Genomic DNA, 11827 nt, shown 5'->3' on the forward strand with positions numbered 1-11827 from the left:
ATGAAAAAAATTGTAATCTTACTTTTATTAGTCTTAACGACCAACGGATATTCTCAGTTTGCTAAAAATATGTTTAGCAAAGATCCTATTATCAATCTTGAAAACTGGCAGAAACAACGCCTTTATTTTGGATACTATTTAGGTTTTAATAGTTTCGACTTTAAATTTGATTACAAAGCTCCTCCTACTGAAGACATTCAGGTAAAAAAAACTACCGGATTTAATGTGGGTGTTGTTGCTGATTTAAGACTGCAGGAATATATCAATCTTCGTTTTGAACCTGGATTGTATTATACTAAAAGAGATTTGTATTTCCCAAATTTCACTTCAGAAAACGATTATTTCAGAGAAGTAAATAGTACTTATATTCACTTTCCTTTATTATTAAAATTTTCTGCTTTACGAACTGGGAATATTCGCCCTTATTTGGTTGGCGGAATGTCAACGACATTAAACTTGTCGAGTAATGCAAAATCTCAGGACGACAATTTTCAACAAAAATTCAGGGTAAAACAATGGACTGCTGCTTACGAATTAGGTTTTGGAGTTGACCTTTTTACCGAATATTTTATTTTCTCTCCTTCTATAAGAGGAATGTTTGGTATTTCTGACGAATTAATCCGTGATAATCCTGCTAATGGCCCAAGCCCATGGACGGATAATATTGATTCTATGAAATCTAGAGCGATTTTAATAAATTTTACTTTTCATTAAAACAAAAGCTTAACTATTTCGTTTAAATTCACTGAGAACAATTGCGGTTGCAGAGGCTACATTTAAACTTTCGGTTTTTTGAAGGTCTCCAAATCTAGGAATTGTGATTCGGCTGGTGATCATTTTTTCAATTTCTGCTGAAATACCATTGCCTTCATTCCCCATAATAATGATTGCATTTTGAGGCAGATTCGATTGATAAATATTTTCACCGTCCATAAAAGTTCCAAAAACAGGTAGTTTTGTTTGGCTCAAAAAAGTTTTCAAATCAAGATAACTTACATTTACTCTGGTAATTGAGCCCATTGTGGCCTGCACTACTTTTGGGTTGTAAATATCTACGGTTTCTTTTGAACAGATTATTTGTTTGATGCCAAACCAATCGCAGAGACGCATGATGGTTCCTAAATTTCCAGGATCACGAATATCGTCTAGAGCCAGAATTAAACCTGAGTCTATTATTGGATTTTCGGCAGGAATTTTGAAAACTGCCAAACATGTATTTGGAGTTGATAAAGCACTTATTTTTTTAAGTTCTTGTTCATTAATAAGAGTGCGTTTTGAAATCTGAACAGATTCAAAATCATTGAGTGTAGTATATAAATGCTCTAATTCAAAATTGGATTGCAACAATTCTTGAATTACTTTTACTCCTTCGGCAAAAAATAATTGATTTGCAGAACGCTGCTTTTTTTGATGTAAACCTGAGATAAGTTTTATTTGGTTTTTACTAACCATAAAATAATGTACTTTTGAATTAAATATTTAAAAACACTTGAAAAATAATTCCACAAAAATAATAGCATTTATTCTAATAGCAACATTAATTTGTGCTTGTAATGCCGTAAAAAGAGTTCCCGATGGAAAAAATCTTCTTGTAAAAAATAATATTCTTGTAAACAGTAAGTCTACAAATGACGAAATTGCAGCTAACCAAATGTACCAAAAACCAAATGGTACTTTGCTTGGATACCGCTTACGCTTAAACTTATACAATTTAGCGAAACTAAATCCTGATTCTTCTTATCAGGCAAAATTTAAAAATAATCCGGGCTTGTACGAGCGTCAGTCTAAAATTTTATCTGCAAAACAAGTAGATCGTCTAGGACAGTCTTTTTTGTACAAAGGTATTCATGAATTCTTAAAAAACACTGGTGAACCGCCTGTTATTATTGATACTGCCAAAACTAAGAAATCTTTATTACGCCTAAAATTCTATTATTTTAACAATGGTTATTTTAATGTAACAACAGATTATACGATTGATAGTATTGCCAGAAAAAAAGCGCAGATAAATTATAATATAACTACTGGACCGGCTTACACTTTAGACACGATTAGCACTAATATAATGACTCCCGCTTTAGATTCATTATACAAAACCAATAACGAGCCTTCATTTTTAAAATCTGGAAATCAATATAAAACTTCTGACTTTGAGGAAGAAAAAAACCGTATTACAACTTATTACAGAAATCACGGCGCTTATTTTTTCCAGCCTACTTATGTTACTTTTGATATTGATACTATTGGCAAGAAAAACAAGGCTAACGTTACCTTAATTATTAACAACAATAATATTCAGGAAAGAGATTCAAGCAGAACAGAACCTTTTAAATTGTACAAGATTAGCGATGTTAATATTTACACGGATTATTCTGCAGCTAATTCAAAAAAGAAAATTGCCGACAGTACAAGTTATAATAACTTTAATTTATACAGTTACAAAACATTAAAATACAAACCACGTGCTATTACAGATGCTATCTTTATTACCAAAGGAAGCACTTTTGCCGATTTTAGAACAACTCTTTCTTCCCGATATTTAAATAATTTAAAGATTTTTAATTATCCTTCTATTCAATATGAAGTGGATAAACGCGACTCAACAGCGCAATCTTTAATTGCAAATGTATATTTAACGCCAAGGAAGAAATACAGTTTTGGAGCTACTTTAGATTTGACACACTCTAATATTCAGGATTTTGGAATTGGAGCAAGTTTATCGGAAACGATTCGAAATGTATTTAACCGAGCAGAAACTTTAGAAATCTCTACCCGATTAAATATTGGATCTTCGAGAGATATGGCCAATCCGAATAATAATTTCTTTAATGTATCTGAATACGGAGTTGATTTAAAACTGAATTTCCCAAGGATATTATTGCCTTTTGGAACGGAGAAGATTATTCCGAAAAGTATGATTCCTTCCACGCAAATAACTTCGGGTTTTTCTAAACAGCGAAATATTGGTTTGGATAAGGAAAACTTTACCGGTGGTATTGCCTACAATTGGTCTCCTAAAAGACACAACACAGCAAAATTAGATTTATTGAATGCGCAGTTTGTGCGTAATCTAAATCCGGGAAATTACTTTAATGTATATACTTCATCTTATGATGATTTAAATAACATTGCAAATGTCTACAACACGGAGGGAAAAGCAGAAGTCGATTCTCAAAACAACTTAACGATTCCCAAAGGAACCAACGAATTTACCAATCTGGTTTTAACAAAACAAACAGCATTACAACCCGGTGACGCACAATATCAAGATGTTGAGAGTATTGAAGAAAGAAGAATACGTCTGACCGAAAATGATTTTATTTTGGCCACAAGCTATACTTTTACCAAAACAACCAAAAAAGATTTACCAGACAATAACTTTTATCAATTTAGAACAAAAATAGAATCGGCAGGTAGTTTATTATCGGCTGTTTCTGCGATTGGTAATTTATCTAAAAACTCGAGAGGAAATTATGAAATATTCAATTTAGAATATTCAGAATATCTAAAAACCGAATTTGATTATATTAAACACTGGGATTTTGGAAAAGAAAAAGTACTGGCTGTAAGGGGCTTTTTTGGAATTGCAATTCCATTTGGAAATTCAGATTACATTCCGTTTTCACGAAGTTATTATGGTGGTGGTTCAAATGATAATCGCGCATGGCAGCCGTATGCTTTGGGACCGGGAAGCACAAACGCCGTAAACGATTTTAACGAGGCAAATATGAAACTTGCTATGAGTGCCGAATTTCGCTTTAAAATCTTCGGCGATGTTAAAGGAGCGATCTTTGCAGACGCCGGAAATATCTGGAATGTACTCGATAATGTCGTAGATCCGAAAGCAAAATTTGACAACTTAAACGATTTAGAAGAAATTGCTTTGGGTTCAGGATTTGGTTTACGTTACGATTTAAGCTTTTTTGTTATTCGTTTAGATTTAGGCTTTAAGACTTATAATCCGGCACATGACAAGGGAGACCGATGGTTTAAAGAATACAATTTTGGGCACTCGGTCTTAAATTTTGGAATAAATTATCCGTTCTAATGCTAATTAATTCTTATTTTTGCAACCTAAAAACTAAAAACAACTATAAAAAAAATTAAAATGGCACACAACATTAAACCGGGAGTAGCTACAGGAGATCAAGTTCAGGAGATCTTTAATTATGCAAAAGAAAAAGGTTTTGCTTTACCAGCTGTAAACGTAACTGGATCTAGCACAATCAATGGGGTTCTTGAAACTGCAGCAAAACTAAACGCGCCAGTTATCATCCAATTTTCAAACGGAGGAGCACAATTTAACGCAGGTAAAGGTCTATCTAATGCAGGTGAGAAAGCAGCTATCGCTGGTGGTATCGCTGGAGCAAAACATATTCACGCTTTGGCAGAAGCTTACGGTGCAACTGTAATTTTACACACTGACCACTGTGCTAAAAAATTATTACCTTGGATTGACGGTTTGCTTGATGCTTCTGAAAAACATTTTGCAGAAACAGGAAAACCATTATTCAGTTCTCATATGATCGATTTGTCTGAGGAGCCAATCGAAGAAAATATCGAGATCTGTAAAGAGTATTTAGCTAGAATGAGCAAAATGGGCATGACATTAGAAATCGAGCTTGGTATTACAGGTGGTGAAGAAGATGGTGTTGACAACTCTGATGTTGACAGCTCAAAATTATACACACAACCAGAAGAGGTTGCTTATGCTTACGAAGAATTATCTAAAGTAAGCCCTAAATTTACAATCGCTGCTGCTTTTGGAAACGTTCACGGTGTTTACAAACCAGGAAACGTAAAATTGACTCCAAAAATCTTAAAAAATTCTCAGGATTTCGTTCAAAACAAATTCAACACTGGTCATAATCCAGTAGATTTCGTTTTCCACGGAGGTTCAGGTTCTACACTTGAGGAAATCAGAGAAGGAATTAGCTACGGAGTTATCAAAATGAACATTGATACAGATTTACAATTTGCATATACAGAAGGAATTCGTGATTATATGGTTAAAAACCTTGACTATTTAAAATCACAAATTGGTAACCCAGAAGGTGCTGATGTTCCTAACAAAAAATATTATGACCCAAGAAGATGGGTACGTGAAAGCGAAGTGACATTCAATACAAGATTGGAGCAAGCTTTTGCTGACTTAAACAACGTAAATACACTATAATTTCAGATTGCTGATTTTAGATTTTAGATTTTCATCAATCTAAAATCTAAAATCTTAAGTCTAAAATCAAAAATCAAAAATATGGCTTGGTTTAAAAGACAGGAAAAAGGGATTACGACCGCTACAGAAGATAAGATGGACGTTCCGAAAGGATTGTGGTACAAATCTCCTACTGGAAAAATTATTGATGCTGACGAATTAGCAAGAAACTTGTTTGTAAGTCCAGAAGATGATTTCCATGTTAGAATTGGAAGCGCAACCTATTTTGAGATTTTATTCGACAATAATGAATTTGTTGAATTGGATAAAAACATGACTTCTAAAGATCCTCTGCATTTTGTGGATACAAAAAAATATGCAGAAAGATTGAAAGATGTAATGGAAAAAACTCACCTGAAAGATGCTGTGCGTACAGGAGTGGGAAAATCTAAAGGAAAAGAACTTGTAATCTGCTGTATGGATTTTGCCTTTATTGGTGGATCTATGGGAGCTGTTGTAGGTGAAAAAATTGCAAGAGGAATTGATCACGCGATCAAAAACAAAATGCCTTTTGTAATGATTTCTAAATCTGGTGGTGCCCGTATGATGGAAGCAGCTTATTCTTTAATGCAATTGGCTAAAACTTCTGTAAAACTAGCACAACTTGCTGAAGCTGGATTACCTTACATCTCTTTATGTACAGACCCAACTACAGGAGGAACTACTGCATCTTACGCTATGTTAGGAGATATTAATATTTCTGAGCCTGGCGCTTTGATTGGTTTTGCTGGTCCTCGTGTTGTTCGTGATACTACAGGAAAAGATTTACCAGAAGGTTTCCAAACTGCTGAGTTCTTATTAGAGCACGGTTTCCTTGACTTTATCACGCCTAGAAAAGATTTAAAAGACAAGATCAATTTGTATATCGATTTGATTCAGAATAACAATATTAGATAGTTTTAAAACTTCTAAAAATAGAAATCCCAAGAAATTGCTTCTTGGGATTTTTTTATATCTTTAATTTAAATCTTATTCTTTATGACTAGAATTTTTATTGGTTTTATAACTTGCTTATTTCTTTTTAATTGCACTAAAAAAGAATCTAAAAAGGTTGAACAAAATTTTCAATTTATTATTTCTCAAGAAAATGAGAAATTTTTAAAGGAATTAAAAATAAGTAAAATTCCGCCACCTCCTCCTGGGTTTTATGGATATAATCAAATCATTATAGACAAAAACAATAATTTCTATTTTTATCACAAAGAAAGCATAGCATGGCATTGTGTTCCATCAGATAGAGATACTATTCCAGATTTTATTAATCTTGAACCAAAAGATCTTATTAGAATCCCCAATTACAGTGTTGTAGATTTCATCAAACAAAATGTATCAAACCAAGATTATCGACATAGAATGCTTGTAATTGGATCCCAGAATGATACTATTAAAAATAAGGATTTCAAAAGAATACTAAATTTTCTAAATGATCAATCTAAAAGCGGAATAACAATTTTCAGTGTAAGAAGATCAACTCAACAAGAAGATACTGTTATAAATTATAAGATACTAAATAAATATTATAATTCAGATGAAATTAAGTGGGATAAAAACAGAATTCAATTCCCGTTTGTAAAACCAAAATTATAAAACTCATTTCGGTCTATTTTTCTTTAATTCATTTTCTGCTATTTCAAAAACCAATTTTTCACGCCATTTTGCATAACGTTGTTTAAAAACTAATTTTATTGCGCTGTCAACAGCTCCGTGCATAAATAAACTCCAAACGCTTGCCATTTTTCTGGTTATGGAACTATCCCAAGCACGAAGTGTTAAGGAGAAAGAACCATCGATATAACGCATCCAGTGCCACATTCCGGTTGGCATAAACAAGGTGTCGCCATGTTCCAGAAAAACTTCATAACCTTGAACTCCTTTCAGAGCCGGAAATTTTTCAAAATCAGGATTTGCAACATCGTAATCTTCTAATGCGTAAGTTGTATTAGGAAAACAATAGAGTCTTTTCTTCCATTTATTATCAAATAATATGATGTGTTTTCTTCCTCCAAAATGAGTATGAAAAAGATGAGGCAGATCGATATCATAATGTAAAAAAGTAATCGCTTTTGAACCTCCAAAAAACATCGCAGGCATACTTTCTATAAAACCGCCCATTAATTCTTTCGGAACTTTTACATCATTAACTAAATCAGGTCTGTGCTTAAAAAGATTGAAGAAAAAAATTCGCAAATCTGTCGGTTCTCTTTTTATTAAATCGAGATATTCGCCAAATTTCATGCTGGCAATCGAAGCATTGATTACTTTGGTGGGATCTGCTTTTGAATTATCGACTAATTTAACTTCGATATCTCCGGCAATTTCCTTAAAATAATCAGTAGACCATTTTTCTCTTGCTGGCCAGTCTTTCGTTAATCCTTTTATAATTAAAGGCTTCCTTTTATCTAAATAGTTTCTTTTGAATTCTTCTCTGGTAATAGAATCAACAGTGTCTACAGGATTTAAAATAAAGCTCATCTATTATTATTTTTTGAATTAAAAATGTATGCTTTAAAAATTCTAAAAAAAATAGTTTCAAAAATTCTCAACCACTAACAAAGATAGACGTTTATTACATACCAGTTCGAATTGCTTCAACGGGATCTAGATTTGCAGCAGAAATCGCCGGCAGAATCCCCGATATTAAACCAATAAGTGCAGCTAAGCCGGTTCCTAAAAGAATATTTCCTAAGCTTAAAACAAATTCAAAATCTAATAATTTAGTCAGTAAAAGAGAAATTCCCCAAACCATCAATAAACCAATTATTCCTCCGATTACGGATAAAATAACAGCTTCAAATAAAAACTGAAATAATATGAATTTATTTTTCGCTCCCAAAGATTTTTGGATTCCGATAAGATTTGTACGCTCTTTTACAGAAACAAACATAATATTGGCAATTCCGAAACCTCCAACCAAAAGAGAAAATCCACTAATAATCCAGCCTACAACATTCATCTGACCTAAAATTCCGTCGATAAAATCAGTGAAACCCGAAAGAACATTAACAAAGAAATTATCCATTTCTCCTGCTTTCATACCACGAATTGCTCTTATTTTTTGTGCAACTTCTGCTTTATAAGCATCCATATCAATTCCTTTTACAGGTTTTATCACAATTACAGGCGTCATAGAATCGCTGTCACCATACATTTTACGTAAAAAATTGGCCGGCAGATAAACAGAAGTATCATTGCTGTCACCAAAAAATCCGGCACCTTGTTTAGCAATAACTCCAATTACGGTAAAACGCTGTCCGTACAAACGAATATTTTTCCCTATCGGATCAGTAGATCCAAAAAGTCCATCGGCAATGGCGTATCCTAAAACAATTACAGCTGTACCAGAATTTGATTCAGATTCATTATAAAATCTTCCTTTATCAAAACTTAAACCGTCAATATCCACCATTTCAAAAGAAGAAGGTACAATATTTACATCGGCAACTGTTTTAGAATCGTATTTTAAACTTTCGTGATTTACAAAAAGCTGATAACCGACTTGTTCTGTATTATTGAGTGAATTTTTAAGGCCAATATATTCGTCATATTTCACATTTGGAAACTGTTCCCTTTTCCATTGTGGAATTTCTGAAGGTCCAAAGCAATACTTCATTAAATAAATTGTATTTTTATCTAAGCTGCTCAAATCTTTAGAAATTTTTCGATCTAAAGAATCAACAGCTGCCAACACGGCAATTATCGAAAAAATACCAATTGTAACACCAAGTAAAGACAACAGTGTACGCAGTTTATTATTTCGTAATGCGTTTATGGCAAAGCTTAAACTTTCTTTTAATAACCTTAGATAAACAATCATATTTTAAAAATTTTCAATAAAGTAAAATTCAATAATTTAAAAACAAAAACCTAACAAAACTTAACTTACTCATCAGTAGATTTTTTTACCATATTGTTACATCAATTACTTTAAAATAATATTTAAAAAAACTACTTTTGCAGTCTGAAAAATATAACTACACAATGAGCACAACAAAAAAAATACAATCTGCATTAATTTCTGTTTTTTCGAAAGATGGTTTAGAGCCAATTGTTAAGAAATTACACGAACAAAATGTAACACTTTACTCTACTGGAGGAACTGAAGAATTCATTAAAAACCTTGGTATTCCGGTAGTTCCTGTTGAAGATATTACTTCTTTTCCTGAAATTCTTGGAGGAAGGGTAAAAACTTTACACCCGAAAATTTTTGGTGGAATTTTGAATCGTCAGGATAACGAAAGTGATGTACAGCAAATGAAGGAATTTGATATTCCTCAGATTGATTTGGTTATTGTTGACTTATATCCTTTTGAAAAAACGGTTGCATCTGGTGCAAGCGAACAAGATATTATTGAAAAAATTGATATTGGAGGAATTTCATTAATTCGTGCCGGAGCAAAAAACTTTAAGGATACTGTAATTGTTGCTTCTGTAAACGAATACAGCTTGCTTCTTGATTTAATTACAAATCAAGACGGAGCTACAACTCTTGAAAACAGAAGATTATTGGCTACAAAAGCATTCCATGTTTCTTCTCATTATGACGGAGCTATTTTTAATTATTTTAATACAGACGAAACGATCTACAAAGAAAGTATTGCAGGTGGCCAAGTTTTAAGATATGGTGAAAACCCACATCAAAAAGGCTTCTTTTTTGGAGATTTTGATGCTATGTTCAAAAAAGTTCACGGAAAAGAATTATCATACAACAACTTACTAGATGTTGACGCCGCTGTAAATTTAATTGCTGAATTTAAAACTGACGGACCAACTTTTGCAATCCTAAAACACAACAATGCATGCGGATTAGCTTCTAGAAAAACAATCAGTGAAGCTTATTTAGCAGCTTTGGCTTGCGATCCGACTTCTGCCTTTGGAGGTGTTTTAATTTCAAATGTTAAAATTGATTTGGCTACAGCTCAGGAAATCAACAAATTATTTTGTGAAGTTGTAATTGCGCCAGCTTATGATAATGAGGCGATTGAGGTTTTACAAGAGAAGAAAAACAGAATTATATTGGTTCAAAATGATGTTGAATTACCATCTCGTCAAGTAAGAACTTGTCTTAATGGTTTGTTAATTCAGGACAGAAATAATATTACGGATAATAAAGAGCATTTAAAAACCGTTACAATTACAGAACCTACTGCTCAGGAGATCGAAGATTTGATCTTTGCTTCTAAAATCTGCAAGAATACAAAATCAAACACTATTGTATTTGCTAAAAACGGAACATTGATCTCATCTGGTACAGGTCAGACTTCAAGAGTTGATGCTTTAATACAAGCTGTAGATAAGGCAAAAGCTTTTGGATTTGATTTAACTGGTGCTTCTATGGCAAGCGACGCGTTTTTCCCGTTTCCGGATTGTGTTGAATTAGCTAAAAATGCAGGAATAACTGCTGTAATTCAGCCAGGAGGTTCGATAAAAGACGAATTAAGCATAAATTATTGCAACGAAAATAATCTTGCAATGGTATTTACAGGAACACGTCATTTTAAACATTAATTTGTTTAACTTTGTTCAAAATATTTTTTAACATTTTAAACCCCTAAAAAACTTATGGGATTTTTTGATTTCATGACCGAGGATATTGCGATAGATCTTGGTACCGCAAACACTTTAATCATTCATAATGATAAAGTTGTAATTGATAGCCCTTCAATCGTTGCACGTGATAGAATATCAGGCAAAATTATTGCTGTTGGTAAGGAAGCTAACATGATGCAGGGTAAAACACATGAAAATATCAAGACCATAAGGCCTTTGAAAGATGGTGTAATTGCTGATTTTGATGCTTCGGAAAAAATGATCAATATGTTCATTAAAAGTATTCCTGCATTAAAGAAAAGAATGTTTACTCCAGCGTTAAGAATGGTAGTATGTATTCCGTCTGGTATTACTGAGGTTGAGATGCGTGCAGTAAAAGAATCTTGTGAGAGAGTAAACGGAAAAGAAGTTTACTTGATACATGAGCCAATGGCAGCAGCAATTGGTATTGGTATCGATATCATGCAGCCAAAAGGAAATATGATTGTTGATATCGGAGGTGGTACAACAGAAATCGCTGTAATCGCATTAGGGGGAATTGTATGCGACAAATCTGTAAAAATTGCAGGTGACGTTTTTACAAACGATATTGTTTATTATATGCGTACGCAACACAACTTATTTGTTGGAGAAAGTACTGCAGAGAAAATAAAAATTCAGATTGGAGCTGCTATCGAAGATTTAGACGGTCCTCCAGAAGATATGTCAGTTCAAGGTAGAGATTTACTTACTGGTAAACCAAAACAAGTAGATGTTTCTTACCGTGAGATTGCAAAAGCATTAGATAAATCAATTCAGCGTATTGAAGATGCTGTAATGGAAACATTATCGCAAACTCCTCCAGAATTAGCAGCAGATATCTACAATACTGGTATTTATTTAGCTGGTGGTGGATCGATGCTTAGAGGTCTTGACAAACGTATTTCTCAAAAAACAGATTTACCTGTTTATATTGCAGAAGATCCTTTACGTGCTGTTGTACGTGGTACAGGAATGGCCCTTAAAAACATTGCAAAATTCAAAAGCATCTTAATCAAATAAGATTCTTTAACTAATAATCAAAAT

The 11827-nt window shown here is 33.1% G+C and carries 10 protein-coding genes; 7 read left to right on the forward strand and 3 right to left on the reverse strand.

Annotated features, from left to right (window positions below; translation table 11 throughout):
* Entirely contained in the window at positions 1 to 714 is a 714-nt protein-coding gene (locus tag EV144_RS08270) for a porin family protein (RefSeq protein WP_134147900.1), read from the forward strand.
* 9 nt (positions 715 to 723) lie between these two features.
* Here the strand turns inward: EV144_RS08270 and EV144_RS08275 are convergent, their stop codons facing one another.
* Positions 724 to 1452, reverse strand: a complete 729-nt coding sequence (locus EV144_RS08275; RefSeq protein WP_134147902.1) for a TrmH family RNA methyltransferase — start codon at positions 1450 to 1452, stop codon at positions 724 to 726.
* A 37-nt stretch (positions 1453 to 1489) separates the two neighbouring features.
* On the opposite strand from EV144_RS08275, the gene EV144_RS08280 reads away from it, so the two are divergent.
* The 4 genes from EV144_RS08280 to EV144_RS08295 all read left to right on the forward strand — a co-directional run bounded on the left by EV144_RS08280 (position 1490) and on the right by EV144_RS08295 (position 6802).
* Entirely contained in the window at positions 1490 to 4048 is a 2559-nt protein-coding gene (locus EV144_RS08280; RefSeq protein WP_134147904.1) for a BamA/TamA family outer membrane protein, read from the forward strand.
* A 60-nt stretch (positions 4049 to 4108) separates the two neighbouring features.
* Entirely contained in the window at positions 4109 to 5176 is a 1068-nt protein-coding gene (fbaA, locus tag EV144_RS08285; protein WP_072970385.1) for a class II fructose-bisphosphate aldolase, read from the forward strand.
* 81 nt (positions 5177 to 5257) lie between these two features.
* Positions 5258 to 6112, forward strand: coding sequence for an acetyl-CoA carboxylase, carboxyltransferase subunit beta (accD, locus tag EV144_RS08290; RefSeq protein WP_035686148.1), 855 nt, complete (start codon positions 5258 to 5260; stop codon positions 6110 to 6112).
* A gap of 81 nt (positions 6113 to 6193) precedes the next feature.
* The gene (locus EV144_RS08295; protein ID WP_134147906.1) at positions 6194 to 6802 is read left to right on the forward strand and encodes a hypothetical protein; all 609 of its coding nucleotides are present in this window, start codon (positions 6194 to 6196) and stop codon (positions 6800 to 6802) included.
* A gap of 3 nt (positions 6803 to 6805) precedes the next feature.
* Here the strand turns inward: EV144_RS08295 and EV144_RS08300 are convergent, their stop codons facing one another.
* Both EV144_RS08300 and EV144_RS08305 read right to left on the reverse strand, forming a co-directional pair.
* The gene (locus EV144_RS08300; protein WP_134147908.1) at positions 6806 to 7687 is read right to left on the reverse strand and encodes a cupin-like domain-containing protein; all 882 of its coding nucleotides are present in this window, start codon (positions 7685 to 7687) and stop codon (positions 6806 to 6808) included.
* 94 nt (positions 7688 to 7781) lie between these two features.
* A complete protein-coding gene (locus EV144_RS08305) occupies positions 7782 to 9029 on the reverse strand; it encodes an ABC transporter permease (RefSeq protein WP_134147909.1) in 1248 nt (415 codons plus the stop codon).
* 164 nt (positions 9030 to 9193) lie between these two features.
* Between EV144_RS08305 and purH the strand changes: the two genes are divergently transcribed.
* Together purH and EV144_RS08315 are read left to right on the forward strand one after the other, a co-directional pair.
* Positions 9194 to 10720, forward strand: a complete 1527-nt coding sequence (gene purH / locus EV144_RS08310) for a bifunctional phosphoribosylaminoimidazolecarboxamide formyltransferase/IMP cyclohydrolase (RefSeq protein ID WP_134147911.1) — start codon at positions 9194 to 9196, stop codon at positions 10718 to 10720.
* A 54-nt stretch (positions 10721 to 10774) separates the two neighbouring features.
* A complete protein-coding gene (locus tag EV144_RS08315; RefSeq protein ID WP_007804822.1) occupies positions 10775 to 11803 on the forward strand; it encodes a rod shape-determining protein in 1029 nt (342 codons plus the stop codon).
* Positions 11804 to 11827: the final 24 nt, after the last annotated feature.

The sequence above is a fragment of the Flavobacterium sp. 270 genome (assembly GCF_004368785.1).
GTDB lineage: Bacteria > Bacteroidota > Bacteroidia > Flavobacteriales > Flavobacteriaceae > Flavobacterium.

Excerpts from the sequence above, each read along its gene's own strand:
- EV144_RS08315 (WP_007804822.1), top strand. The coding sequence starts at position 10,775 with ATGGGATTTTTTGATTTCATGACCGAGGATATTGCGATAGATCTTGGT.
- fbaA (WP_072970385.1), top strand. The coding sequence starts at position 4,109 with ATGGCACACAACATTAAACCGGGAGTAGCTACAGGAGATCAAGTTCAG.
- accD (WP_035686148.1), top strand. The coding sequence starts at position 5,258 with ATGGCTTGGTTTAAAAGACAGGAAAAAGGGATTACGACCGCTACAGAA.
- purH (WP_134147911.1), top strand. The coding sequence starts at position 9,194 with ATGAGCACAACAAAAAAAATACAATCTGCATTAATTTCTGTTTTTTCG.
- EV144_RS08300 (WP_134147908.1), bottom strand. The coding sequence starts at position 7,687 with ATGAGCTTTATTTTAAATCCTGTAGACACTGTTGATTCTATTACCAGA.
- EV144_RS08275 (WP_134147902.1), bottom strand. The coding sequence starts at position 1,452 with ATGGTTAGTAAAAACCAAATAAAACTTATCTCAGGTTTACATCAAAAA.
- EV144_RS08270 (WP_134147900.1), top strand. The coding sequence starts at position 1 with ATGAAAAAAATTGTAATCTTACTTTTATTAGTCTTAACGACCAACGGA.
- EV144_RS08295 (WP_134147906.1), top strand. The coding sequence starts at position 6,194 with ATGACTAGAATTTTTATTGGTTTTATAACTTGCTTATTTCTTTTTAAT.
- EV144_RS08305 (WP_134147909.1), bottom strand. The coding sequence starts at position 9,029 with ATGATTGTTTATCTAAGGTTATTAAAAGAAAGTTTAAGCTTTGCCATA.